This is a genomic window from Kribbella ginsengisoli (assembly GCF_039537185.1).
Taxonomy (GTDB): Bacteria; Actinomycetota; Actinomycetes; order Propionibacteriales; family Kribbellaceae; genus Kribbella; species Kribbella koreensis.
In genome coordinates this window covers 173,530-198,259 of sequence record NZ_BAABAA010000005.1, presented here as the reverse complement: position 1 = coordinate 198,259, position 24,730 = coordinate 173,530, and the positions used below count along the sequence as shown (strand labels likewise).

Sequence of the window (24,730 nt, the reverse complement as noted above, 5' to 3'; positions counted from 1 at the left end):
TGTCTGGCCTACCCGAGCGGCAGGTCGAGTACTACGTTCGGAACCGTCGTGACGTTACTGGTCCGGATGCTGCCCAACTCGGCCGCCGTCAGCGCCCGCTTGTACAACCGGACCTCATCCAGCGACCCGTCGAAGTGATGAGCACCATCGATCCGCTGGCCGACGTACATCTTGAACGGCCGCCCCGGACTGACCGACCCAGCCGGCGACGCCACACTGGCGACCTGAACCCCATCGACCCAGATCGACAGCGTCAACCCCTTCCGCTGCAGCGCAACGTGATGCCAGGCGTTGTCGTTGTACGCCTTGGCCGTCGCGACCACTGCCGTATTGCCGCCGGTAGTGATCAACCCCCGGATCCGGGCATCCGCAGGCTCCGCCCGCAGCCAGAACTGCGAGAACTCATTGATGTTGTACCCCCAGAAGATCGCCTGAGGAGTAGTACGAGCCCCGTACTTTATCCAACTCATAGCCGTAAAGTCTCCAGCTCCAACAGCCAGCGACTCGGCGAACGGCAACTGGATCGCGTCATCCGTCCCGTCGAGATCCCGCGCCTGCCCGAACTTCCCGGCGACAACGGTCGTACCGCCGCGCAGAATCCCGTTGTTCCCCAGCCCGGAAACATCCGGCGTCGTCGGCCCAGCCGGCCCGTCCGGCAGCCCGATGTCCGTCTCGGTGAACCGCGCGAACCGGATCTGATCCCGCGCATCCACCGAGCCGCCCTCGTAGAGCAACCCGATCTCACCGGTATCGAGCACGGTCATGTCGGAGTACCCCGACCAGTCACTGGTGATCCTGGTGCCATCGGCAACGGATTCCCAGGTCTTCCCCTCGTCGAAGCTCGACCGGATCGTCATGTACCGGCGACGATCCGGATCAGCCGGCGAAGCGAACAGGATCCGGTTGTACTTCGCCCCCTGATCCGTCGCCCGCAACCGCAGCAACGACCCCTGGACGGTCGGCGTCGTCAGCCCCGGGACACTCGCGTACGGCGCAACGTAGGTCTCACCACCATCGTTGCTCACGGCAAACGCCCGACTGTTGCCGGCGCTGCCGTTGTTGTTCCGGGCGCCCGCATAGATGCCGCCGTCGACCTTCTCCACGACGCTGATCTCCTGCGGAAGGAGACCGGCGGCGCTGCGCAGATCGGTCGCACCCTTGTGCCAGGTGTCGCCGCCGTCATCGCTGTAGACCAACTGGCCTGCGACCTTGTTGTCATCAGGGTCGTTCGGGTCGCCGGCGACGTCGTAGTTCGTACCGGCCACCAGGCGGCCCTTGTGCGCGCCTCGCGTCAACTGGATGCCGTGCACGGGGCCCGTCGCGTACCAGCCCCAGCTCGGATCGTCGATCTGGGAGCCGATGTTCTTGGCCTCGGAGAACGTCTTGCCGTCGTCGTCGGAGTACTGGACGTACGGCGTACGGGGTTTGCTCGAGGTTCCCGGGTCCATCGTCGTGAGCAGGACGATCCGGCCGGTGTCCATGTCGACGATCGGTGTCGGATTGCCGCGGGTGGCGACGGCATTGGGGTCGGAGTCGGTGCCGGACAGGACGATCTCCTGAGGGGACCAGGTACGGCCGTCGTCTTCGGACCGGCGTACGACCAGGTCGATCTCCTGCGAGTCGGCGCACCAGGTACGGCGGGCTTCGGCGAACGCGAGCAGGGTGCCGAGCTTGGTGCGCACGATGGCGGGGATTCGGTAGCAGCCGTAGCCGGCGCCGCCCTTGTCGAACAGGACGGTCTGGGTCACGGCGGCTTCGGCGGGCTGAGCCTGCTGCGGCACGGCGACAAGGCCGGCGACCAGCAAGGCGAGGGATGCCATCAAGGGGCGGAATTTTGGCATGAGTACGTGGACCTGCCTTCCGGTGAACGGAAAGTAAACAACGGAGCGGGTTGTTCGATCGGTAATTTATCCACAAAACCGCCGCCTGGGAAGGTGAACATCCCACGTCCTATGTCTGAATCGATCCAATCCCCGTCAAAGAGGTGTTCTCAGTGGATTTGCTAGCCGAACTGACCCAGCGCAAGGTGCTCGCGATCATCCGGGCCGACGGCCCCGACCGAGCCCTGGAGTGCATCCACACCCTGGTCGCCGCCGGAATCACCATCCTCGAGGTCTCCCTCACCACCCCCGGCGGCACCGAAGCAATCGCCAAGGCCCGCTTCGAATTCGACTCCTCGGTCCTGATCGGCGCCGGCACCGTCATCACCCCCGCCCAGGCAGACGAGGTAGCCGCGGCCGGCGCCGACTTCATAGTCACCCCCGCCATCACCCAAGGCGCCCACCGCAGCGTGGCCCTGGACCTGCCGCTGCTGTGTGGCGCCCTCACCCCCACCGAGATCATCACCGCCCTGGACCTGGGCGCCCTGGCCGTAAAGGTCTTCCCCGCCAAACTCCACGGCCCCGGCTACTTCCGCGAACTCCGAGCCCCGCTCCCCACCGCTCCCTTGATCGCGGTCGGCGGAGTAGACGCCACCACGACCCCCCAGTACCTGCAGGCGGGCGCCCTGGCTGTCGGCCTCGGCTCGCCCCTCTTGGGTGATGCCGGCAAGGGCAGCTCTCAGACCGACCTCGCCGACCGAGCTGCCACCTTCCTGGAGGCGGTCACCAATGCCTGACCCCGCCGTCAGCGAGATACCCACAACCCCCAGCCCATCAATGCCCGGCATACCGACCGCCGCCCCCGCTCACCGCCACCCCGATAGGCACCGATTGATGGGCTGGCGGTCCGCACCAACCTCAGCCACTGGCCAACTGATGCGCGAGCCCCGGCCAGCCCCACATCCAGGAGCCCTCCATGCCTGACGTCCTGACCATCGGCGAGGCAATGGTCTCCTTGCGTTCCTCCCGGGCCCTCCGCCTAGGCGGCGACGTACACCTCTCCATCGCCGGCTCCGAAAGCAACGTAGCCATCGGCTTGGCGAGACTAGGCCACGATGTCGCCTGGTTAGGTGCCGTAGGCAACGACGAACCCGGCCACCTCATCCAGCGGACCCTCCGCGCCGAAAACGTAGACACCACCCACCTACGCTTCACCGACGTGTCCTTCACCGCCTTCATCGCCTTCGACCAGCCGGCCCACGACATCACCCGAGTCAGCTACCACCGCCGAGGCTCAGCCGCCTCCACCCTCACCGCCGCAGAATGTGTAGGCGCCCTAGAGGCCGCCCCTCCCCGCATCCTCCACGTCACCGGCATCACCCCCGCCCTCTCCGCCACAGCCCGCGAAGCAACCCTCGCCGCAGTACAAACCGCCTCCGCCGCCGGCATCCATGTCTCCCTGGACGTCAACTACAGAGCCCGCCTCTGGTCCCGCCCCGAAGCAGCCACCGCCCTACGCCCCCTGCTCCCCCACCTCACCACCATCTTCGCCTCGGACGACGAACTAGACATCCTCACCGACGCCCCCAACCCCACCGCCGCCCTACTCTCCACCGGCATCAAAGAGGTAGTAACCACCGCTGGCTCCAAAGGCGCCTGGACCCACACAGAATCCGGCACCATCCACCACCCAGCCCTATCAGTCACAGTCGTCGACTCGATCGGCGCCGGCGACGCCTTCGTCTCCGGCTACCTCTCCGCCACCCTCGACAACCTCACCCCCGAAGCCCGCCTATCCCGAGCCACCACCTCCGGCGCCTTCTGCGTAGGCACCCACGGCGACTGGGAATCCCTCCCCACCCGCGCAGACCTCCCCCTACTCGAAACCCCCAACGGCACAGCCCTCCGCTAACTCTCCCGACTTATCCACAACTTCCCCAAACCACCCCACCAGTACTTCCTACCGTTGATGAATGGGGACAACGGGAGGCGATCAACCACCAGGCCTGCACTCGCTCCCCGACCCCGCCCAGCTACACCGCACCTTGAGCCGCCATCACGCACCGAACTGGGGCGAGCCTCTCCCGACCAAGGCTCGACTCGTCGCGGAGTTCGACCACGAGGCAGTGCGACTTGCTCTGGACGCACTGCGCGCGAGGGTCGCAGCCGAGCCTGCTGCAACGGCGGAGTTCGTGGGCGCACTGTCCAACCAGAGCACCGGCTACAAACTGGACTCGAGGGTGAAGTCACCGCAGCCCTCACCCGCAAGTACGCCGACCAGTTGGAAGCTCTCGACGACGGCAAGCCGGACGACATCCTCCGCTACACGATGCTCACGGATTCGCCGGATCAACTCGTCGCCGAGACCCAGTCGACTGTCGACCAACTCCGCAAGGCCGGTTGGCAACCCGAGTCCGCCATGCAGTCGTACACGGAAGGCAGCCGGTACAAGGGAATCCACGTCAGCTTCCGGCGTCCCTCGGGCGAGACCGTCGAGCTGCAGTTCCACTCGGCCGTGTCCGCGCGGGTGAACGAGGCGACCACCCTGTTGAACGGCCTTTGCCTCGACCCCGCCGTGACGGCCGAGTGGGCTCCCCGGCGTACGCCGATCCTGCAACCTTCACCGAGCAGGAGATCGCTCCACCAGCCGATCGGAGCCACTCGATCGGTCACAGTCGTCAGGCGGTCGGAGGCGCCAGGCCGGCGGAAGTCACCAGGGTTGATCGGGTGTCAGCCGCCGGATTGAGAGTCGCAGTTGGACTGGGCTTCGATGTCGGCGGGGGTGGCGCGCTTTCCGTTCAGGTCGTAGGTACCGGCGGGAAGGTCTTTGAGTAGCGGCTCTTCGATCACCCCGCCACCGTACGAGCGCTTCGTCGCGTCGATGTCCATCGTGACCTCTTGGTTGTCGTACATGTAGGAACCGGTCTGCTGCTTCCAGTCGGCGCCGCCCAGGCGGACGACCTTCGACGTCGGTTGCGCCGGGCCCTTGGCGCTCCAGAGTTGCTTGCCGTCTCCACTTGGGTCATCCAGGGTGGCGCCGAGCACCTTCTCGCCCGGACACAACGGGACGTACACGCTCAGCACCCCGTCATCGACGCGGATGCCGATGCTCGGTCCGACCGGATCGCCGGGAAGGAAGCAGCCCGAGGCGGCTGCGAGGACGGCTGCTGCGATGACGAGCCGGCCGGCCGCGATTGACGTCTTCATGGGAGTTCGAGGGTAGAGGAACTGAGCGGCCGCGCCGACCCGATTGCCGCTTCTGACATTGACAGAAGCGTAGTCGATATGGTTCTTTCATTTCATGAGCATCGAAGTAGGAGATCCGTGGTTTCTGCAGAACCTGGCAACGGACGTCGTCCTCGAGGGCGTTGTCATGAACGGGAGCGTGCGCGGCCCCGAGCGGGTGACCGAGCAGATCAGGACCGTGGTCGGGCTGTACCGCGACTACACCCTGCTCTGGAGTGCCGATCTGGACGACCGCCGAGTCCAGGAGTACACCGCCGTCGTGGACGGCCGCCCGGTCACCGGAGTCGGCACCTTCCATCTGAACCCCGAAGGCCAGGTCGACCACATCGTCGTCAACCACCGCCCGCTGTCAGCAGCCCTCACCGTCTCCCGCCTCCTCGGCGAAAGCCCCCTGGGCCAACACCGCGACCCCAACGAGTTCTACCGCCCAACCGGCCAGTCGTACGAGGATCTCGTCGCCTATGCCGCCACGCACGGTTCGGCCAACGTATAAAGAGATGTGGCGACCTATCCGGAGTTGATGCACACCGCGTTGGATGCGACTGACGCTCGGGGACTGGCGGAGTTCTACCGTCAGTTGCTCGGGCTGCGTTACCGGCCGGGGGATGAGCCGGCGGCGGACGGCGTGGAGGATGACGCGGACTGGCTGGTGCTGGTCGATGCCGACGGCAGGCGAAAGTTGGCGTTCCAGAAGGTGGATGTGCTGCCTCGGTCGACCTGGCCCGACGAGGGCGTACCGATGCAGCTGCACCTCGACTTCGCAGTGCCGAGGCTGGATGAGCTGCAGCGGCACAAGAAGCGGGCAGAGGACCTCGGTGCGACCTTGTTGCTTGATCGCACCGAGGAGGAGGGTGAGCCGCTGTACGTCCTAGCGGATCCGGCGGGTCACCCCTTCTGCCTACTGGTCGGGAAGGCCTAGGTCAGGTCGGCCTGGGCTTGGATCTCGGCCTCCGGGTGGATCGGGAGGACGATCTTGAACCAGGTCTCGCCGGGCTTGGAGTCGACCCGCAGGTCACCATGATGCTTCTTCACGACGATCCGCCAGGAGATGTCCAGGCCGAGGCCGGTGCCCTCGCCGATCGGCTTGGTGGTGAAGAACGGCTCGAAGATCCGGTTCTTGATCTCGTTCGGGATGCCCGGGCCGGTGTCGCCGATCATCACCACCGCGTAGGCGCCGTCGCGCTTGGTCCGGATCGTCAGCGTGCCGGAGCCGTTCATCGCGGCGACGGCGTTGTCGATGATGTTGGTCCAGACCTGGTTCAGCTCGGCCGCGTACGCCGGGATCGGCGGCAGATCCGGATCGAGCTCCTTCACCACGGTCAGGCCCTCGAACTTGCCCGACATCATCACCATCGTCGACTTCAGCAGCTCGCGCAGATCGACCACCTGGTACGGCGCCCGGTCGATCTGCGAGTACTGCTTGGCCGCCCCGACCAGCGTCGAGATCCGGGTCACCGAGTCGTCGATCTCGTTCATCAGCGACTCGGTGTCGATCGTGTACATCAGCCAGCGAACAGCGCCTTCCAGGTACTCCGGGCCGACCGCCGTCAGCACCTCCTCCATCCAAGGCACATCCAGCCCGACCGCGGCCAGCACCGGCGCGACATCCCAGCTGTTCCGGACGTCGTGGTCGTCGAGCCAGTCCGACAACGAGTCCTCGGCGTCGGACAACTCCATCGGCGACAACTCGCGGGCCTTGGCGACCCGCTCGACGGCGTCCTCCTGGATCGCGACGATCTTGTGCAGCTTGGTCGAGTCAAGGGTGCCGTCGGCAAGCATCGCGAGCTTGGACCGCATCCCGGCGACCCGTTGCCGCAAGGTCGCCGCAGCTCTAACCGCCGCTGCAGCAGGGTTGTTGAGCTCGTGCGTGAGGCCGGCCGACAAGGAGCCCAGGGCAAGCAACCGCTCGCGCTGCCCCATCGTCTCGTTGGTCCGTTGCATGCCCATCACGAAGCCCTCGATCAGGTGCACCGCCATCGGGAACCAGGTGTTCATCATCTCGGCCATCGCGGCCGCGTCGACGACGAAGAACTCCGAGGGCTCCAGCACGTACATCGACGCGGTGTAACCCTTGCGGTCGTCGGCGCCGAAGAAGGCGTTGAACGCACCTGCGTACACGCCGCGCTGGGTCGAGCGGTTGATCTCGACCTCTTCGCCCTGGAGCAGCTTGCACATCCGCAGCCCGCCGGTCATCAGCACGTAGCAGCAGGTCGCCTCGTCGCCCTCGGCGAAGACGCGACCCTCCTCGACCGCCTCGACATGGCCGGCCCGGACCAGCCAGTCGAGCTGCTCGTCGGTCAGCGACTCGAACAGGAACAGCGTGCGCAGCTCGTCCCGGGTGATCCGGCGCACGCCGTCGTCGGTCCCCGAGCCGGTCTCCGCAGCGGCCGCGGAAACAGAGCCGGACACAGTCTCGGAAGCAGACTCGGTCATCAGAGCATCTCCAGGTATCGGTGCACCAAGGTCACGGCCATCGCGCCGTCACCGACTGCCGAGGCGACCCGCTTGACCGACTCGGCCCGGACGTCGCCCGCCGCGAAGACGCCCGGCATGCTCGTCTCCAGGTGGTACGGGTCCCGGTCCAGCGCCCAGCCCGGTGGTCGCCCACGCAGGTCCGGCCCGGTCAGTACGAACCCTCGCTCGTCACGCAACAGGTCACCCGGCAGCCAGTCGGTCAGGGGCGCCGCGCCGATGAACACGAACATCCACTCCGTGTCCACCTCCCAGCTCTCCCCGGTCGTGCTGTTGGTGAGCGTCACGCACTCCAAGTGATCAGAACCCTTGCAGGACACCACCTGCGTACAGGTGTGCACCTCGATGTTGTCGATGCCGCCGATCTGATCGATCAGGTACGACGACATGGTCGCCTCGAGTGAGGGACCTCTTACCAGCATATGCACGCGTTTCGCATGCCGGGAGAAATAGACCGCGGCCTGACCGGCGGAGTTCGCCCCGCCGATGATGTAGACCTCCTGGCCGGCGCAGGCCGGACCCTCGGTCGTCGCGGAGCCGTAGTAGATCCCTCGGCCGCTCAGGTCGTCCACGCCGGGCGCCTGCAGCGTCCGGTACGAGACGCCGGTCGCCAGGATCACCGAGTGCGCGGCGATCTCGCTGCCGTCGGAGAACTGCAGCCGCCGGGCCGATCCGTTCGTCTCGAGCTTGACCACCTCGCGGGCGGTCAGCAGCTCCGCACCGAAGCGGATCGCCTGCCGCCGGGCCCGATCGGTCAGCTGTGCCCCGGACACCCCATCAGGGAAGCCCAGGTAGTTCTCGATCCGGCTCGACTGACCCGCTTGCCCACCAGTCGCCACCTGCTCGACCAGTACTGTCCTCAGGCCCTCGCTAGCGCCATACACGGCAGCACCGAGCCCAGCAGGCCCGCCACCGACCACCACGAGGTCGTAGAACTCCTCGGCCGGGTGGGTCGACAGCCCGACCTTGTCGGCCAGCTCGGCCTCGGACGGCGCGACCAGGACCGTACCGTCCGGGGTGATGATGACCGGCAGCGTCGTACCGTCGATGTCGGCGGCCGCAAGCAACCGTTGGCTCTCCTCGTCGTCGACGCCCATCCAGCGGTACGGGACGGCGTTGCGGGCGAGGAAGTCACGGGCGGCGAAGGACGGGGCGGACCAGCGGTGGCCGATCACCCGGGTCTCGTCGCTGGGCGCGTCCGGGGTGGACTTCCACAGGTCGAGCATCGAGTCGACCACCGGGTAGAGCTTCTCCTCCGGCGGGTTCCACGGCTTGAGCAGATAGTGGTCGAGGTCGACCACGTTGATCGCCTGGATGGCGGCGTCGGTGTCTGCGTACGCGGTCAGCAGGACTCGGCGGGCGAGCGGGAACAGGTCCATCGCCGCTTCGAGGAAGTCGATGCCGGACATCCCGGGCATCCGGTAGTCCGCGAGCAGCAGGGCGACGGGCTCGCCCCGCAGCTTGAGCTCCTTGAGTGCGTCAAGGGCCTGGTCCGGGCTCTCCGCCCGGACGATCCGGTTCTCCTCGGCGTACCGGCGGCGCAGGTCGCGGGCGATCGACCGGGAGACCCCCGGATCGTCGTCCACGGTCAGGATCACCGGGCGGGTTGTTGACGTTGGCATGCCTCAGTAATACCAGCGCCCGGCGAATTCCGGGCGCTGTTCATCCACAGGCTTACTACGGCAGGGCCGCGAGGTACGGCGCGTGGCTGTTCTGGAACTCCCAGTTGTAGTACTTGTCCCAGTTGATCGACCACGTCATCAGGCCGCGGAACGACGGGGAGGATCCGCCGCGAAGCGTGTACCCGCCGCAGTTCTGGCCCTTCACCAGGCAGTCGAGCGCGGTGTGGACGGCTGCGGGGGCGGTGTAGCCGTTTCCTGCGCTGGTGGCCGCCGGAAGCCCGAAGGCGATCTGGTCCTCACGGAGCCCGGGGAAGGTCTGGCCGGTGGTACCGACCGGGAAGCCGGCTTTGATCATGTCGGTCATCGCGATGTGGAAATCGGCGCCGCCCATCGTGTGGTACTGGTTGTCGAGCCCCATCACGGGCCCGGAGTTGTAGTCCTGGACGTGCAGCACGGTGAGCGAGTCGCGCAGCGCGTGGATCACTGGCAGGTACGAGCCGCGCCGGTTGTCGCCGCCGTTGCCGCCGTCGCCGTAGAACTGGTAGCCGATCTGCACGAAGAAGGTCTCGGGCGCCATCGTCAGGACGAACTTCGTCCCGTACTTCGCCTTGAGCGTCTTGAGCGCGCTGATCAGGTTGACCACCACCGGCGTGGTCGGATTGCGGAAGTCGTTGTCGCCGGGGTTGAGGTAGAGCGAGTGCCCCTCGAAGTCCACGTCGAGCCCGTCGAGGCCCCAGCGGTCGATGATCGCGCTGACCGAGTTGACGAAGGTGTCGCGGGCAGCGGTCGTAGTGAGCTGCACCTGTCCGTTCTGGCCACCTATAGACAGCAGGACCTTCTTACCCTGGGCCTGCTTGGCCTTGATGGCGGCAAGGAAGTCCGCGTCGCTCTCTACGTTCGCGCACTCGCTAGCTGGGCAGCGGTTGAAGCGGATGTCGCCTGACGTGACGGAGGTCGGCTCACCGAAAGACAGGTTGATGATGTTCCACTGCGACGGGATGTCGGCCATCCGGACGTAGCCGGAGCCGTTGGCGAAGCTGGCGTGGAGGTAGCCGATCAGCGCGTGCTTCGGGAGGCCGGTACTGGTGCAGCCTGAGGTGGTACCGGAGGCTGCTGCGCTCTTGGCCGACTCACCGTTGCTGTTGTACGCCGTAACTGTGTAGCTGTGGCTGGTGCACGCCGCTAGTCCGTCGACGGTCGCTGAGGTTCCGGTGACCGTCTTGACGACGGCGGAGCCTTCGTAGACCCGGTAGCCGGTCACTGTCCCAGTGGATGCGCCCCAACTCAGGGAGATCGCGCTGCTCGTAGTACCGGTCACAGAAGGAGTCCCTGGTACTCCGGGAGCGCCACCGGTCGGCGGGGTGCCGCCAGGGCCGTCGAGGTTCACGTCATCGGCCTGGTACGCCGGCTGGCCGTACCAGCCGTGCAGGTAGATCTGTGCCGAGGTCTGGCTCGCACCACTCGTGAAGGCGACCGTCAGCTGGGTGTAGCCGCTCGCTTGTGGTGTCCAGGTGGAGGCACCGCCCGTGACGCCCAGGTAGACGTACGAGCCGCGCACCCAGGCAGACAGCGTGTACGCCGTGTTGGGCTGCACCGCGACTGTCTGGCTGCACTGGGCGAAGTCCGAGCCGGACACTGCTCCATTGAGCGCGAATCCCCCGCTGTGCGTCGGGCTGGTGATCACCGAGCCGCCGGAGCAGGTCCAGCCGCTCAGAGAGCCCGCCTCGAAGCCAGGGTTGGTCAACAGGTTCGCCGCCTGCGCGGTCTGGGTGACGCCGACCAGTCCGGCGATGACGAGCAGGAAACCGAGGACAGCGGCAGAGAGCCGTGAACGCATGGGCGGACCTCCAGCGGTGAGAGTGCATTAAGTAGAGAGCTTTCAAAACTCACCGTCAAGGCATCGCGCTGTCGGATCTCCGCCCCTGTGGGAAACCCGCCGCCAGTCTCTTTCCGTGCCCGCCGGCCCGGCTGGCAGTTTTTCGCCAGCGGCTAGTTGAAGCCAAAACGATGAACTCCTGGCGACTTCTTGGCACTGTCATCGTCGCTAGCCCCCACTGCCCTGGAGGAATCGCGTGAACCACCTGTCCTTGCGCCGACGGACCGCGTTGATCGCGGCCGCCGTGCTCACTACTGCCGCCTTCACCGCATCTGCCGGTAATGCGGCCCTTGGAGAGTCAGCACCCGGCACGCCCCGGCCAGACAACCTGGCGAGCGCGCTGCAGCTCCCTCACTTCGCCCCCGGCCGGTACGTCGTGACGCTGGCCGACAAGCCGCTGGCGACGTACCAGGGTGGTGTGGCCGGGCTGAAGGCCACCAAGCCGGCCAAAGGGAAGAAGGTCGACACCACGGCCCCCGACTCGAAGCGGTACAGCAACTGGCTCGGAAGCCGGCAGAACACCGTCGCGGCCGCAGTCGGCGCCAAGGCGACCCGGCACTACTCGACGGCTGTCAATGCCTTCGCTGCCTCACTGACCAGCCAGCAGGTCTCTGCGTTGAGCAAGACCCCTGGTGTCGTCGCTGTCACCCCGGACCAGCTGCACCAGGCGCTGGACGACAAGAAGCCGACTGACTTCCTCAAGCTGTCCGGCAACTCCGGTGTCTGGAAGGCACTGGGCGGCAACGCCGAAGCAGGCAAGGGCGTAGTGGTCGGCGTCGTCGATACCGGCATCTGGCCGGAGAGTGCGTCACTGTCGGGCCCGAAGCTCGGGACCAAGCCCTCCGCCACCACCCCTTACCGGGTCGGCGACAGCATCGTCATGCACAAGGCGGACGGCAGCGACTTCACTGGCTCCTGCCAGGCAGGTGAGGACTTCACCGCCGACCTGTGCAACACCAAGCTCATCAGTGCCAAGTACTTCGGGGACGCCTGGCTCGGCGCCACCCCGCCCGAGGCCCGCGCCGACTACGCCTCCCCGCGCGACGGTGAAGGCCACGGCACGCACACCGCGACCACTGCGGCCGGCCGTGCGGGTGTAGACGTCTCGGAGAGCGGCATCAACTTCGGCACGATCTCCGGTGTCGCACCGGCCGCCAAGATCGCCGTCTACAAGGCGTTGTGGACCGGCAAGAACGGCGTCGGGTCCGGCGGCTATACGTCGGACATCCTCGCTGCGATCGACCAAGCCGTGGCTGATGGCGTCGACGTCATCAACTACTCCGTGGGCTCCATCTTCGAGTCCGCGCACACTGACCCGGTGCAGCTCGCGTTCCTGTCCGCTGCGTCCGCGGGGATCTTCGTCTCGGCCGCTGGCGGCAACTCGGGGCCGGAGCCGTCGTCGCTCGACAACACCTCGCCGTGGGTGACTACGGTCGGGGCGAGCACGGTTGCGCCGTACGAGGGGACAGTGGTCCTTGGTGATGGCTCGAAGTTCGCCGGGCTGAGCACGTCGATCGCCACGGCTGTCGGCCCCAAGGCACTCGTCACCGGGGCTGCTGCTCGGGTGACCAGCGCTACGGAGTACGACGGATCGCAATGCCTGCCCAACACGCTCGACTCGGCGCAGGTGGCCGGCAAGATCGTGGTGTGTGACCGGGGCGTCGGCGCGCGTGTCGACAAGTCGGCTGAGGTCAAGCGAGCCGGTGGCGTTGGCATGGTGCTGCTTAACCTCACTGATCAAGACATGGTGGCGGACTCTCACGCAGTACCGACTGTGCACCTCAACACGCCTGGATCCCTGTCGGTGAAGGCTTACGCCGGTACTGCGGGTGCCACGGCTCAACTGGTGCCCGGCAACCTGACCTCGACTGTCACGCCGTACCCGCAGATGGCTGACTTCTCGTCGCGTGGGCCGTCACTGTCGAGCCACGGCGACCTGCTCAAGCCGGACCTCGCTGCGCCGGGTGTGAACGTCCTGGCCGCGGTAGCCCCGCCCAGCAACGCTGGACACAGCTACGCCTTCTACTCCGGTACGTCGATGGCTGCACCGCACGTTGCCGGCCTAGCCGCCCTCTACCTGGGCAAGCATCCCGACTGGACGCCCATGATGGTCAAGTCGGCGCTCATGACGACCACTAGTGACGTGAAGACCTCCACTGGTGCTGTGGACAACGACCCGTTCGCTCGTGGCGCCGGTGAGGTCCAGCCGTCGCGCATGCTCGACCCGGGGCTCGTCTACGACTCGGGAGACGCCGACTGGCTCGGGTACCTCGAGGGCAGCGGAGTCAACACCGGTACCGACGTACCGGCGATCGACCCGAGCAACTACAACGCACCATCCATCGCTGTCGGGGAACTGGTCGGCACGCAGACCATCACCCGCCGGGTGACCGCAGTGACCGGCGGGCTCTATCGGGCCACGGTGTCCGTGCCTGGCATGAAGGCGGTCGTCACGCCGTCGATCCTGAACCTGCAGACCGGCCAGACCAAGTCCTTCACGGTCAAGCTCACCCAAGACACCGCCCCGTCGCACGAGACCACCAGCGGCTGGCTCACCTGGCAGGGCGCCGGTACGTCGGTCCGCAGCCCGATCGTGGTCGTCCCGACCTCAGTTATCGCTCCCACCAACGTGACCGGCTCCGGTGGGTCCGGCTCGGTCTCCTTCGACGCGACGGTCGGCAAGGCCGGCGTACCGATCCGGGCCTATGGGTTCACCTCTGCGCCGCAGGTGCCGGGCGAAGTACCCGCAGGTGCCGCAGACGCCGACCTCCCGAACTACCCGGTGACCGTGACGACCGGGACCAAGGCTGTCCAGTGGAACATCAAGACGGTCGACCCGGCCGGAAGCATCTGGATGGTGCTCTACAAGGTCGTCAACGGCCAGATGCAACTGCTCTCCTTCGAAGGCACCGGCGCTAACGAAGCCTCAGCCACAGTCGCCGCGCCTTCGCCGGGCGTGTGGGGCGTACTAGCGATCACGCTCTCCAACCCGCCTGGCGCCGACACCACGAAGTACACAATGCAAACCAACGTGGTGACCGGCGGCAACTCCCTGAACGTCACCCCAACGGCAGCCCCCGCCGCCGGCAAGCCCTTCCAGGTAACAGCCTCCTGGTCCGGCCTACCCACCGGCCAACGCTCCACCGGCTTCGTAGAGTTCCCCAACCGCGCGGGAACAGTAGTAACCGTCAACTGATCCACCGCCGGGTGGACGGCAGCAGGTCAGCTGCCGTCCACCCGGTCACCGTGACCGTCAACTGATCCACCGCCACGGGTAGAGGGCAGCAAGCAAGACCTGATGGCATCCACCCCGCGCGGAGATCGAAGGGTTGGCAGTCAGCACAGGCCGGTGGATCGATGCGCCTTCACCACCAAGTCGCCCGAGCTAATCACCACCGGCCCGGGCCGGCCAATCACCCCGGCCCGGCCACCGACGGTTCGGGTTAGCGCAGGAGGTTCGCAGCCTTTGGCGGTGGGTGGGGCGACGCACCCCGTGCTCCACCACCACGCCACCACCGAGCCTGATACCCGTCGGGCCCGACTCGCCAGTGGTTGGGTGGGCTCAAGACGGTCGCAGCAACACGAGTACGGGTGGGGCCAAGTACCTCCGCCACCACCCCGCAACCGCTGCTGGTGACGTACTAGATCCAGCGCCGGCGTGCAGCTTGTACGCCGGCCTGGAAGCGGGTCTGGGCGCCCAGGGACTCCATGAGCGCTCGGACCCGGCGCTGCGTAGTACGGGGGCTGATGCGGAGATGGCGGCTGATCTTGTCGTCAGTTGCTCCGCCGGCGAGGAGGAGAAGGATGTCTCGGTCGGCTGGGCGTAGGCCGGCGATGTCGCCGTTGAAGGGGAGGGCGGGCATGGGGATCGCCAGAGCCCACAGCATCTCGAAGGTGGCGATCAGCCCGTCGAGTAGTCCGGACGAGCGGATCAGCAGGTGGTAGTCACCTGCTGACCGCTTGGTCATCCCAATGAGCGCCGTGTCGTCGTCAGCGATCGCCATCTTCATCGGCACCTGCGCGAGCACCCGGCTGACCTCACCAGCCGACTGCAGCTCCGGCAGCACCCCCATGATGTCCTGGCTCTCGAACACCTCCGTGCCGTAGATCGCCCGATACCCCACGCCCGCATGCAGCCGATCCAGCTCCAGCTGCTGCTGTGACGACGGCGGAGTGACATACGGCGGCCGATCCAGCACTCGTACTTCGCGCTGCGCGTCCTCCTGCAGCCGTTCGTAGGTACGAAGCAGCGTCGGCCCGTCCTCGATCAGCTCAACCTGATCCCCCGCCAGTACCGGCTTCCCCCGCGACCCCCGCAGCTCATCAGCAACGCTACGCAGCCGGTTGAGCTGAGCATCCAACTCGTCCAGCGGATCGGTGAGGATGGACTGCCGAGCGGGAGACGGCCCGCCCTGCCCCTCGACTTCATCTACCAACTGCGGCCTCTTCGAACGTTCCATTTCCAACGATGGACCACAGACTAGACCGCCCTCCACCCGGTTGACAGCGTTGTCTCGTCACGGCCCACAACTCAGACAAGGCCAAACACCCCCACACGTAACACACCTCCCATCTACCCCAGCCGCCGCCAACCGCAACCCACTCAGCCCTGTGAGCATCGACTCGGGCGCCCGGACAGAGTCGGCAGTACCGGCCGCCAGGGCGGGACCGTTCCTAGTACCGGGCGGCGTGGCGGAGGCGCTCGCAGTACCGGGCGGCGTGGCGGAGGCGTTTGTAGTACCGGGCGGATTGGTGGAGGCGTTCGCAGTACCGGCTCGTGAGGTCGAGGAGTTTGTACTACCAGCCGGCGCCGTTGGGAGCCAGCGGACTTTGGTGGTGCCGTTGCGGCCGTGGACTGCGAGGACCGCGGCGATTCCGCCTTCCCAGGCCGACGTCGCCGGCCAACGCCCCCGCCAGCGAAGCGTCACCGTGCCGTCGGACCACTCGACTCCCTCAGCGACGGTGACCAACCCCGGCGTACCAGTCGACGCTCCAACCACAGCCCCCGCCATCGGCGAGGAGCCGGACGGGCGAACCAGGTGGAAGAGCCTTGGCTCTGGCTGCGGGGTGCTCATGGTCCGAGGCTCGTAGGTGATGGGGTGTGGTCACCAGGTGTGAGCTGTGGGCTGTCTAAACAGCCCACAGTCACCACCGCCGCCCACAGCCCCGCAGTACCCCGAGCATCCGGAACGCCTTGCAATGTTGAGCTTCTGGCGGCACCGCGACAGGTTCTGTCGGTAGGGCCTTGTACGTTCTCGCTACGCACCGCAACCACCAGGCGTGACCGGTAAGCCGGCCAGACCGGCAGCTCGAACAGGGAGGATTCCTGTGGCTGAGTTCGGAGTGCAGTTAAGGCAGTCCCGCCAAGCAGCAGCCATGAGCTTGCGGCAGCTTGCCACCCGAGTCGGCTATGACCACAGCTACCTATCCCAGGTAGAACGCGGCCGTCGCCCCGGCTCAGCCCACCTCGCCACCCTGTGCGACAGAGAGCTGGGAACCACACCGGCCCTGTCAGCCGCCTATGAACAGTCCCACCCCACACATCGACCAACCGCCGACCTCGGACGAACCACCTGGCCGACCACCGACTCCGCGCCGGTTACTCCTGGGACCACCGCCCCTGGATCAGCCTCCTGGCCGACGGCCGCCAACTCCCCCGTCTCTCCGGCCACCACCGACTCTGGATCAGCCTCGCAGCAGTCCGCCAACTCCGGGCCAGTACCTCCGGCGGCCGCGGAACTCGGATCAGCCTCGTGGCCATTAGCCGAATCCGGTACTGCACCTACTGCACCCTGGACAACCGTCGACGCCGGATCGGGCCTACAGCTGGGCGATAGCGATGGCGGACGCCTGCGGGTGGGCGCCGGGGTGGAGTTGTTGGAGGTGGTTCGGCATGGGTTGGCTGGGGCGTTTGGGCCTGGGCGGGAGGTGGCTGAGTGGCGGACGGTTGTGGGCGGACATGCGGGTGGGTTTGCTACCGCTCCCCCGGCTGAGCGGTTGCCTGAGTTGACTGCGGATCTGCAGTTGCTGCGGTCGGGGGCCGCGGCGGGGTCGGCGGCGTTGGCTGTTCCGGCGGCTGAGTTGGCGGTGCTGATTGCTCTGACGCTCGCTCAGCTCGGCAGGCTTCGGTCTGCTGAGCGTTGGTGGCGTACCGCTCGTGCTACCGCCGACGGCTCCGCCGAGCGGCGGATTGCCAGTCTGGCGCGCAGTTGGGAGGCGACTAGTGGGCTGGCTGAACGCCGCTCGCTGCCCGGGCTGCTCGAGCTCGCCGATGACGCGTTGACGCTGGCCGATCGACCAGAGGAAGTCGCTCGCGCTCTGGCTGGGCGCGCCCAGGTGTTGGCCGCACTGGGTGAGCCAGCCGAGGCACTGCAGGCCGTACGCGATCTGCACGCGGTGACGACCGATCTACCCAGCACGGTCAGGGCGGTTGGGGCTCGGACTAGCAGTTCGGCGGTGAGCGGCTCACCGGTGAGGGCGGCTGGTCTAGCCGGCTCCTCGGTGGTGGGGAGCTCGCCCTTCGGGTGGGGCGGGTTCGAGGCTGGTGCCGTCGAGGGGCGGGTGTGCGCGGCTCTTGGCGACACGCTCGGTGCCTATTTGGCTCTTGATCGGGCGTTGGGGGCTGGGGTGTTTGGGGCTAGCGAGCGGGCTGAGTTGGAGTTGGTGGTCGCCCAGTGTTTGGTGATGGATGGGGATACCGCGGCTGGGTTGGCGGTGGGGATGCGGGTGTTGGTGGAGTTGCCGGATGAGTGGCATACCCATCATTTGTATGAGACGGCGGGACGGGTGCTGAGCGCAGTACGGGGTGGTGATCTTGCGCGGCGGGCGGTGCGGGACTTCCGGGAGTTGTTGGGGCGTCGGCCGTATGAGAGCCGCAGTGTGGGCAGTGGGTCGAGGTATGGCGGGTGGCAGGGGTAGCGTGCCGAGAGTGACGGGTGAGAATCAGGTGGCGACATTGACAGACGCGTGGGACTTCGCGGTCGAACTGCGGGCCGATCCGGCTACGGCTGAGGCTCGGGGTGCGGTGCTGGCCAAGCCTGGGTTTGGGCAGGCGTTCACTGACCACATGGTGGTGGCCAACTGGACCAGTGAGCTTGGGTGGCATGGGGCGAAGGTGACGGGGTATGCGCCGTTGAAGGTCAGCCCGGCTGCTGCGGTGCTGCACTACGCGCAGGAGATCTTTGAGGGGCTGAAGGCTTACCGGCATGAGGATGGGTCGGTTTGGGCGTTTCGGCCGGAGGTCAATGCGGGGCGGTTCAAGCGGAGTGCGGAGCGGTTGGCGTTGCCGGTGGTGCCCGAGGAGGCGTTTCTTGGAGCGCTGCGGGCGTTGGTGACGGTGGATGAGGTGTGGGTGCCGGCGGCGGGTACTGGGGAGACCAGCTTGTACTTGCGGCCGTACATGATCGCCACTGAGGCTGCACTGAGTGTGAGGCCTGCGCGGGAGGTGCTGTTTGGGGTTATTGCCTCACCTGCTGGCGCGTACTTCGATACGGGGCCTAAGCCGGTCTCTATTTGGCTGTCTAGTACGTCTATCCGGGCTACCCCGGGTGGGACGGGAGCGGCTAAGTGCGGCGGCAACTATGCGGCCAGCTTGGCTGCGTTGGCTGAGGCAGTGGCCAATGGGTGTGACCAGGTTGCCTACCTTGATGCAGTGGAGCGCCGCTGGATCGAGGAGAGCGGCAGTATGAACCTGTTCTTCGTGTACTCCGATGGCCGCATCGCTACGCCGGAGCTGTCGGGGTCGATCCTGGAGGGCGTCACCCGGGACTCCGTGCTGCAGATGGCGGCGGATCTGGGGCACGAGGTCGAGGAGAAGCGCATCTCAGCTGATGACTGGCGGGACGGCGTACGCAGTGGCGAGATCACTGAGGTCTTCGCCTCCGGTACTGCGGCCGTCATCACCCCCATCGGGCGCCTGGCCTGGGATGGCGGTGAGGTGGTGATCGGCGACCACTCGGTGGACCACGGCGTCGGCCCGGTCACCGCTACCCTCCGCAAGTCCCTCCTGGACCTCCAGCACGGCCGCTCCCCCGACCCCCACAACTGGCTCACCCGCCTCGCCTGATCCACCTCCCTTACGTCCGAAGAACCCGACAACACGTTCCGCAAGTTCTTCGGACGTAAGGAGTCAGCGCTGTGGGAGGGGTTCGTTGCGGCCTACGCCGGGTTCGTCGGAGTCGTCGGTGGTGACTATGGCGTAGGGGCCGGGTGGGATGCCGGGGAGGCGGGCCACGTCTGCGGCGATGGCCAGCAGGGTCTGCTCGTCGGCGCCGGTGAGGAAGAAGAGGTAGTCGCCCCCTAGTTCCTCGCCGTCGGCGTACAGCTCGAACTCGCCGGATTCCTCGCGCTTGGCGAGGTAGTCCTCGACGACGGAGATCCAGCCGAACTCGACCTCCAGGCCGGGCTCGGGGGCTTCTTCGGAGCCTGGGTCGTCGAGTAGGCGGACGCGGGTCTCGACCAGCGGAATGTGGATCTCGACGACGGGTTGAGCCATGGCGGTGGTCTCCTGGATGGATCGGGAACGAATACTTCTGACGATGATGATGCTTGATGTCCGTTCCGGCCGTTAGGTTGACGGTATGGCGGAGTCGAAAGCGGCGAAAGCGAAGACCCCGGCGGTCGAGGTGGAGGTCGGCGAGCGGACGGTGCGGATCTCCAATCCGGACCGCGTCTACTTCCCGGCCCGCGGGGAGACCAAGCTCGATCTGGTCAAGTACTACCTGTCCGTCGGCGACGGGATCGTCCGCGCGCTGCGGGAGCGCCCGTGCATGATGCACCGCTTCCCGTCGGGCGTGTCCGGCGAGAAGGTCCACCAGAAGCGGCTGCCGCACGGTGCGCCGCCGTGGATGGAGACCGTCAAGGTCACCTTCCCCCGGTACAACCGGACCGCCGACGAGCTCTGCGTCACCGAGCTCGCGCATGTCGCCTGGGCCGTGCAGATGTCGACGGTCGAGTTCCACCCGTGGAACTCCCGCCGCGCCGACACCGAGAAGCCCGACGAGTGGCGGATCGACCTCGACCCGATGCCCGACTGCCCGTTCGACCGGGTACGCCGAGTGGCGCACGTCGCGCATGAGGTACTCGATGACCTCGGCGCGACCGGTTATCCGAAGACCTCCGGCGGCTCCGGCATCCACATCTACGTGCGGATCAAGCCCGAGCACGGCTTCTCGGATGTACGCCGGGCCGCGCTCGCCTTCGCCCGCGAGGTCGAGCGCCGCGCCCCCGACGACGTCACGACGACCTGGTGGCGCAAGGACCGCGACCCGAAGAAGCTCTTCGTCGACTACAACCAGAACGCCCGCGACCACACGATCGCCAGCGCGTACTCCGTCCGCGGCAACCCCGAGGGCACCGTCTCCACCCCGATCCGCTGGGACGAGATCGACGACGTCGACCCCAAAGCCTTCACCATCGCCACCGTCCCCGCCCGCTTCGCCGAACTCGGCGACCTGCACGCCACCATCGACGACGACGCCTACTCCCTGGACACCCTGCTCGAGTGGGCCGCCCGCGACGAGGCCGAAGGCGCCGAAGAGCCACCACCGCCAGACGAGTAGAACCACCCCGTACGGAGGACAGGCCGACGCGGTCGCGGGGTCAGCCGGCGCGGTCGCGGGGTCAGGCGGAGCGGACTTCCAGCCGTGCCTCGGTGGGGAAGGTTGCCAGGAGGGGGCGGAGTTCGTCCGCCGTCAGCGGTTGGTCGCCGAAGACCTCTGGGTCGGGGCGGAAGTGGACGACCGTACCGGTGGGTCGGCCTGGTTCGACCTCGGTCAGGGCGGTTTCGGGGAGGCCGTACTCGTAGCGGCGGGTCCAGGCGCCGTCCGAGCGACGGTTCTCGTGGATGAGCCAGCTGCTCAGCGCGGCGACGACCGACATGCCGGTGCGGGGCAGGCCGTCTGGGAGTGACTCGGCCGAAGGGTTGTCGAAGAAGCGGACGTCGCGGGTCGCCATGATCGGCTTGACCATCGGTTTGCCGTGCTCATCGAAGTACACGTTGGTACCGCGCCCGTTGTCCTCGACCGAGATCGAGCCGTCGGAGTGCAGGGTGACGAGCACGCGGTCCGTCGTACCGGCTTCTGCTTCGTCGACCGGGTAGGCGACGACTTCGAGGACGAGATGAGCGAGGCCGCCGCGGGAGTACCGGGCAGAGCCCGCGCGGATTGCCGCGATGTGGTCGGCATCAGGCACATGCGTCCACTCATGGGTGGTAACAGGTGGAAGCTCGGTCATGCGCGGCGGGCCGGTGCGTCGAGGGCAGTCATGCGCGGCCGGCGAAGCCGTGGTGGAGGAGGTTGGTGAGGAGGTCGATGGCTTCCTCGTCCGGGATCGTGCGACCGGAAGGCGGGTTGACCAGCCAGGTGTAGGCGAAGCCTTCCAAGAGCGAGTTCATGGCGGAGATTTGGAGTAGCGGGTCGGGCTGAGGCTGAGGCAGGTACGAGAGGTGCCTGATCATGTGGGTGTCGTCGTCGGCCATGATGCGTTGGAGGCGTTGGCCTAGCTCGGGATCGACCATCGCCGCCTGTTTGATGGCGATCATCTCCGGCAGGTGCGCCTTGTAGAAGTTCCAGAACGCGGCGACGTGCCAGCGGACCGACGAGATCTTGCTGAAGTCCTCGTCGTGCGCCAGATCGCCCAGTACTGCGAGGTCGGCCGTCGCCAGCAGGTCGACGAGCAGCGCCTCGAGCAGTTCCTCCTTGCCGGCGAAGTGGTTGTAGAACGAACCCGTCGCGCGCCCGGCCGCCGCGGTGATGTCGGTGATCTTGGTGTTCAGGTAGCCGCGCTCGGCGAACACCTCCCGGGCCGCCTGCTTCAGCGCCGCCTCGGTCCCGGCCGCCTGCTCCTTGCGTGTGCTCGTCACCCGCGACACCTCCTCCTTGACAACGAACCCTAGTCAGGTCCAAGCTGAATCTACATTCAGTGAATCGCAATTCAGCGAAGGAAGCATGATGACCGTTCTGATCGCAGGTGCCGGACCGACCGGACTGACCCTCGCCATCGAGCTCGCCCGCCGCGACATCGCCGTCCGGGTGATCGACAAGGCCGACGAGTTCTTCCAGGGCTCCCGCGGCGACGGGCTGCAACCGCGGACGCTCGAGGTCTTCGAAGATCTCGGCGTACTGGACCAAGTGCTCGCCCAGGGCATCCCGCTGCCGGTCATGAAGATCACCATCGGCGGCCACCCCGTCGGCGAACGCCGGATGGCCGACCCCGTCGACCCCACCCCCGACCGCCCGTACCCGAACGCCTGGATGCTCGGCCAGTCCCGCACCGAGGCGATCCTCCGCAACCGCCTCGCCGACTTCGGCGTCAGCGTCGAGCTCAGCACCGCACTGGTCGGCTTCACCCAGTACGACGACCGCGTGGTGGCCGAGCTGTCGACCGGCGAGACGGTCGAGGCCGACTACCTGGTCGGCGCCGACGGCGGCAAGAGCGTCGTCCGCAAGCAGCTCGGGATCGCCTTCGAAGGCACCACGGACGACTCGATCCGGATGCTGCTCGGCGACGTCTCCGCCGACGGGCTGGACCACGACTACGGGTACTGGTTCGCCGGCCCGGACAACCCGATGGAAGGCATCGCCCTGACTCCGCTGTCGGGTGGCGAGCAGTTCCAGTTCGGCGCCCCGCTCGCTTCCAACGACGCCGACACGACGCTGGAAGGCCTGCAGAACCTGGTCGACCGGTACGCCGGTGAGGGCGTGACCAAGCTCCGCGACCTCACCTGGTCGACGGTCTGGCGGCCCAACATCCGGCTGGCCGAGCGCTTCCGGGTCGGGCGTGTGTTCATCGCCGGGGACGCCGCCCACGTTCACCCGCCGACGGGCGGTCAGGGGCTGAACACCGGCGTACAGGATGCGTACAACCTCGGCTGGAAGCTTGCCGACGGGCGCGAGGAGGTCCTGAAGACATACGAGACGGAGCGGCGGACCAACGCCATGCGCGTGCTGGGTATCAGCGAAGACCTGATGCAGAAGCACATCGACGGCGACGAGAGCGCGATGGACCGGGGCGAGGAGGTTCAGCAGCTGGACATCAGCTACCGCTCCCCCGACGCCACCGCCGCGCTCACCACCGGCGACCGCGCCCCCGACTCACCGCTCACGGATGCCGACGGCAACCAAACCCGCCTCTTCACCCTCTTCCAAGGCCCACACGAGACCCTGCTCCGCTTCAACCCCAGCACCACAAGCACCCACCCGCACGCCGTCACCATCAACCGCACGCCACAGCCCGGCGCCTACACCTCGCCCGAGGCGTTCACCTACTACCACGCCGCAGACGGCGACGAGTTCCTGATCCGCCCGGACGGCTACGTCGGCTGACAAGGGGCCGATTGCAACAAGCTGCAGCGACAGGCCTAAGGCGATGGTTCCGTGGTAAGCATGGTCGTTTGCTTCAGGGGCGGGACAGGCGGAGGCACTGATGGGTCGGCGAACGTTGGGCGGTCTACGCGAGTGGGTGGCGGTGGCCGGGGTGTTGGCCATCGTGGCCGGCGGCGCCGCGGATGGAGCCGCCGCTAGCAGCTCCGCCGAGGTACAGGTGGACGCTGCTGCGCAGGTTGCTGCCGTGGAGGCGGTTTTGGAGCGCCGGGCGACCGCGGTCCTGGAGCACGACGAAGACCAGTTCCTCGCCGACATCGATCCGTACAACAAGAACCTGCGGGCCTCGCAGAAGGTCTTGTTCGAGAACCTGGTGCAGTTCGGGTTCTCCAAGCTCGCCTATCGGCAGGGCGAAGCCCAATACGATCAGGCGCTGCTCGACAAGTACGGCCCGACGGCGTACCTGGTGGGCGGGGTGATGGACTACCAGATCGACGGGATCGACGAACTGCCGGCGCAGACCCCGGTGGGCTACACGTTCGTGAAGCGTGCCGGACGGTACGTGCTGGTCGATGACAGCTATCTCGACACCGACCAGCCGGACAGCCCGAACCAAGAGGCCTGGGACACCGGCCCGGTGCTGGTTCAGCGAGGTCCACGGACGCTCGTCGTCGTCGAGCCGGGCAGGACGGAGGTCGCCAAGACGATCCTCGCCGATGCGCAGGTCGCGCTGAAAGCCGTGAACCGGTGGTGGTTGCCCGATTGGAAGGGTGGTGCTCTGGTGATCGCGCTCGACGACACCAAGGTGCGATCGACCGACTTCAAGGGGCCGGTATGGAACGACACCGCCGCGGTGGCGACACCTGTACGCCGGGCTGACGCCGGGTTCGGCGGCTCCTACGTCGTGCTGAACCCGCGCGATCGCGGCCAGATCGATGCCCGCTCGCTGGCGCACGAGTTCACCCACGTCGCCACCGCGCCGGACGGCCCTTCTGCCCCGTTCTGGCTGGTCGAAGGCATGGCCGAGTACGTCCGGGGGATGCCGATGGCCGGCGAGCCCGCTGTCGATCTGGCGAAGTACCGCAAGCTGGTGCGTTCGAGGTACCTGGACAAGGCGAAGGCGCTGCCGACCGACAAGCAGTTCCTCGGCCCGACCAAAGAGGGCTCCTACGCGATCGGCTGGTACGCCGTCGACTATCTGGTCCGCAAGTACGGCCTGAACCAGATCGTCGGGCTCCACCAGGAGATGGCCTGGCAGCTGAATTCGCAGGGCCGGCGCGACACGATCATGACCGCCCAACTCGGGCGGACCGAGGCGCAGATCTTCGCCGAGCTCAAGGCTTCGCGCGGTTCGTGATACAGATAAGCGCTTGC

At 66.9% G+C, this 24,730-nt stretch carries 21 protein-coding genes and 1 pseudogene; 13 read left to right on the top strand and 9 right to left on the bottom strand.

Annotated features, from left to right (window positions below):
• Window positions 1-8: 8 nt before the first annotated feature.
• Complete coding sequence (locus tag ABD768_RS19695; protein WP_344842568.1) at window positions 9-1,820, bottom strand: exo-alpha-sialidase; 1,812 nt, start codon at window positions 1,818-1,820, stop codon at window positions 9-11.
• Window positions 1,821-1,993: 173 nt separating this feature from the next.
• On the opposite strand from ABD768_RS19695, the gene ABD768_RS19690 reads away from it, so the two are divergent.
• From ABD768_RS19690 to ABD768_RS19680, 3 genes are all read left to right on the top strand, one after another.
• Window positions 1,994-2,617, top strand: a complete 624-nt coding sequence (locus tag ABD768_RS19690) for a bifunctional 4-hydroxy-2-oxoglutarate aldolase/2-dehydro-3-deoxy-phosphogluconate aldolase (protein WP_344842565.1) — start codon at window positions 1,994-1,996, stop codon at window positions 2,615-2,617.
• 179 nt (window positions 2,618-2,796) lie between these two features.
• The gene (locus ABD768_RS19685; protein ID WP_344842562.1) at window positions 2,797-3,732 is read left to right on the top strand and encodes a sugar kinase; all 936 of its coding nucleotides are present in this window, start codon (window positions 2,797-2,799) and stop codon (window positions 3,730-3,732) included.
• Between the two features lie 369 nt (window positions 3,733-4,101).
• On the top strand, window positions 4,102-4,566 hold the full coding sequence (locus ABD768_RS19680) for a hypothetical protein (protein WP_344842559.1): 465 nt from the start codon (window positions 4,102-4,104) through the stop codon (window positions 4,564-4,566).
• Here the strand turns inward: ABD768_RS19680 and ABD768_RS19675 are convergent.
• Complete coding sequence (locus ABD768_RS19675) at window positions 4,551-5,027, bottom strand: hypothetical protein (protein ID WP_344842556.1); 477 nt, start codon at window positions 5,025-5,027, stop codon at window positions 4,551-4,553. The two genes, ABD768_RS19680 and ABD768_RS19675, sit on opposite strands and share 16 nt — an antisense overlap.
• A 94-nt stretch (window positions 5,028-5,121) precedes the next feature.
• Here ABD768_RS19675 and ABD768_RS19670 point away from each other — a divergent pair, with 94 nt between their 5' ends.
• Together ABD768_RS19670 and ABD768_RS19665 are read left to right on the top strand one after the other, a co-directional pair.
• Window positions 5,122-5,559, top strand: coding sequence for a hypothetical protein (locus tag ABD768_RS19670; RefSeq protein WP_344842553.1), 438 nt, complete (start codon window positions 5,122-5,124; stop codon window positions 5,557-5,559).
• Window positions 5,560-5,565: 6 nt separating this feature from the next.
• Entirely contained in the window at window positions 5,566-5,985 is a 420-nt protein-coding gene (locus tag ABD768_RS19665; protein ID WP_344842550.1) for a VOC family protein, read from the top strand.
• On the opposite strand, the gene ABD768_RS19660 is transcribed toward ABD768_RS19665, so the two are convergent.
• From ABD768_RS19660 to ABD768_RS19650, 3 genes are read right to left on the bottom strand one after another with little or no spacing between them, the layout of a single operon-like run.
• Window positions 5,982-7,499: an ATP-binding protein gene (locus ABD768_RS19660; RefSeq protein WP_344842547.1), complete on the bottom strand. Its 1,518-nt coding sequence runs from the start codon at window positions 7,497-7,499 to the stop codon at window positions 5,982-5,984. The genes ABD768_RS19665 and ABD768_RS19660 overlap by 4 nt on opposite strands.
• A complete protein-coding gene (locus ABD768_RS19655; protein WP_344842544.1) occupies window positions 7,499-9,160 on the bottom strand; it encodes an NAD(P)/FAD-dependent oxidoreductase in 1,662 nt (553 codons plus the stop codon). The genes ABD768_RS19660 and ABD768_RS19655 overlap by 1 nt, the downstream gene beginning before the upstream one ends.
• 55 nt (window positions 9,161-9,215) lie before the next feature.
• Complete coding sequence (locus ABD768_RS19650) at window positions 9,216-10,997, bottom strand: chitinase (RefSeq protein ID WP_344842541.1); 1,782 nt, start codon at window positions 10,995-10,997, stop codon at window positions 9,216-9,218.
• 235 nt (window positions 10,998-11,232) lie between these two features.
• Here ABD768_RS19650 and ABD768_RS19645 point away from each other — a divergent pair, with 235 nt between their 5' ends.
• Window positions 11,233-14,232, top strand: a complete 3,000-nt coding sequence (locus ABD768_RS19645) for a S8 family peptidase (RefSeq protein ID WP_344842538.1) — start codon at window positions 11,233-11,235, stop codon at window positions 14,230-14,232.
• A 445-nt stretch (window positions 14,233-14,677) separates the two neighbouring features.
• On the opposite strand, the gene ABD768_RS19640 is transcribed toward ABD768_RS19645, so the two are convergent.
• Window positions 14,678-15,472, bottom strand: a complete 795-nt coding sequence (locus ABD768_RS19640) for a helix-turn-helix transcriptional regulator (RefSeq protein ID WP_343964406.1) — start codon at window positions 15,470-15,472, stop codon at window positions 14,678-14,680.
• 175 nt (window positions 15,473-15,647) lie between these two features.
• Here ABD768_RS19640 and ABD768_RS19635 point away from each other — a divergent pair, with 175 nt between their 5' ends.
• The 4 genes and pseudogenes from ABD768_RS19635 (at window position 15,648) to ABD768_RS19620 (ending at window position 19,101) form a co-directional block, all read left to right on the top strand.
• The gene (locus ABD768_RS19635; RefSeq protein ID WP_344842534.1) at window positions 15,648-16,127 is read left to right on the top strand and encodes a hypothetical protein; all 480 of its coding nucleotides are present in this window, start codon (window positions 15,648-15,650) and stop codon (window positions 16,125-16,127) included.
• A 285-nt stretch (window positions 16,128-16,412) separates the two neighbouring features.
• Window positions 16,413-16,490 (top strand): annotated as a pseudogene (locus tag ABD768_RS43130) (helix-turn-helix domain-containing protein); the annotation flags it as partial.
• A gap of 414 nt (window positions 16,491-16,904) precedes the next feature.
• Window positions 16,905-17,954 carry an XRE family transcriptional regulator gene (locus ABD768_RS19625; protein WP_344843021.1) on the top strand — a complete coding sequence of 350 codons (1,050 nt, stop codon included), beginning with the start codon at window positions 16,905-16,907 and terminating at the stop codon, window positions 17,952-17,954.
• Between the two features lie 37 nt (window positions 17,955-17,991).
• Window positions 17,992-19,101, top strand: coding sequence for a branched-chain amino acid aminotransferase (locus tag ABD768_RS19620; RefSeq protein WP_425558440.1), 1,110 nt, complete (start codon window positions 17,992-17,994; stop codon window positions 19,099-19,101).
• 63 nt (window positions 19,102-19,164) lie between these two features.
• On the opposite strand, the gene ABD768_RS19615 is transcribed toward ABD768_RS19620, so the two are convergent.
• Window positions 19,165-19,530: a hypothetical protein gene (locus ABD768_RS19615; RefSeq protein ID WP_344842528.1), complete on the bottom strand. Its 366-nt coding sequence runs from the start codon at window positions 19,528-19,530 to the stop codon at window positions 19,165-19,167.
• Window positions 19,531-19,615: 85 nt separating this feature from the next.
• Between ABD768_RS19615 and ligD the strand changes: the two genes are divergently transcribed.
• On the top strand, window positions 19,616-20,596 hold the full coding sequence (gene ligD / locus ABD768_RS19610) for a non-homologous end-joining DNA ligase (RefSeq protein WP_344842526.1): 981 nt from the start codon (window positions 19,616-19,618) through the stop codon (window positions 20,594-20,596).
• A 61-nt stretch (window positions 20,597-20,657) separates the two neighbouring features.
• Here ligD and ABD768_RS19605 read toward each other — a convergent pair whose 3' ends face one another.
• Together ABD768_RS19605 and ABD768_RS19600 are read right to left on the bottom strand one after the other, a co-directional pair.
• Window positions 20,658-21,227, bottom strand: coding sequence for a DNA topoisomerase subunit B (locus tag ABD768_RS19605; protein WP_344842523.1), 570 nt, complete (start codon window positions 21,225-21,227; stop codon window positions 20,658-20,660).
• 70 nt (window positions 21,228-21,297) lie between these two features.
• Complete coding sequence (locus ABD768_RS19600; RefSeq protein ID WP_343964392.1) at window positions 21,298-21,897, bottom strand: TetR/AcrR family transcriptional regulator; 600 nt, start codon at window positions 21,895-21,897, stop codon at window positions 21,298-21,300.
• Window positions 21,898-21,985: 88 nt separating this feature from the next.
• On the opposite strand from ABD768_RS19600, the gene ABD768_RS19595 reads away from it, so the two are divergent.
• Together ABD768_RS19595 and ABD768_RS19590 are read left to right on the top strand one after the other, a co-directional pair.
• Window positions 21,986-23,359 (top strand): FAD-dependent monooxygenase, encoded by a 1,374-nt coding sequence (locus ABD768_RS19595; RefSeq protein WP_344842520.1) that lies wholly within the window; start codon window positions 21,986-21,988, stop codon window positions 23,357-23,359.
• A gap of 100 nt (window positions 23,360-23,459) precedes the next feature.
• A complete protein-coding gene (locus ABD768_RS19590) occupies window positions 23,460-24,713 on the top strand; it encodes a hypothetical protein (RefSeq protein WP_344842517.1) in 1,254 nt (417 codons plus the stop codon).
• Window positions 24,714-24,730: the final 17 nt, after the last annotated feature.

What these genes read in the sequence shown, in the direction of transcription:
- ligD (WP_344842526.1), top strand. Translation starts at nt 19,616, where the DNA reads ATGGCGGAGTCGAAAGCGGCGAAAGCGAAGACCCCGGCGGTCGAGGTG.
- ABD768_RS19660 (WP_344842547.1), bottom strand. Translation starts at nt 7,499, where the DNA reads ATGACCGAGTCTGCTTCCGAGACTGTGTCCGGCTCTGTTTCCGCGGCC.
- ABD768_RS19670 (WP_344842553.1), top strand. Translation starts at nt 5,122, where the DNA reads ATGAGCATCGAAGTAGGAGATCCGTGGTTTCTGCAGAACCTGGCAACG.
- ABD768_RS19695 (WP_344842568.1), bottom strand. Translation starts at nt 1,820, where the DNA reads ATGGCATCCCTCGCCTTGCTGGTCGCCGGCCTTGTCGCCGTGCCGCAG.
- ABD768_RS19650 (WP_344842541.1), bottom strand. Translation starts at nt 10,997, where the DNA reads ATGCGTTCACGGCTCTCTGCCGCTGTCCTCGGTTTCCTGCTCGTCATC.
- ABD768_RS19590 (WP_344842517.1), top strand. Translation starts at nt 23,460, where the DNA reads ATGGGTCGGCGAACGTTGGGCGGTCTACGCGAGTGGGTGGCGGTGGCC.
- ABD768_RS19675 (WP_344842556.1), bottom strand. Translation starts at nt 5,027, where the DNA reads ATGAAGACGTCAATCGCGGCCGGCCGGCTCGTCATCGCAGCAGCCGTC.
- ABD768_RS19685 (WP_344842562.1), top strand. Translation starts at nt 2,797, where the DNA reads ATGCCTGACGTCCTGACCATCGGCGAGGCAATGGTCTCCTTGCGTTCC.
- ABD768_RS19655 (WP_344842544.1), bottom strand. Translation starts at nt 9,160, where the DNA reads ATGCCAACGTCAACAACCCGCCCGGTGATCCTGACCGTGGACGACGAT.
- ABD768_RS19615 (WP_344842528.1), bottom strand. Translation starts at nt 19,530, where the DNA reads ATGGCTCAACCCGTCGTCGAGATCCACATTCCGCTGGTCGAGACCCGC.
- ABD768_RS19595 (WP_344842520.1), top strand. Translation starts at nt 21,986, where the DNA reads ATGACCGTTCTGATCGCAGGTGCCGGACCGACCGGACTGACCCTCGCC.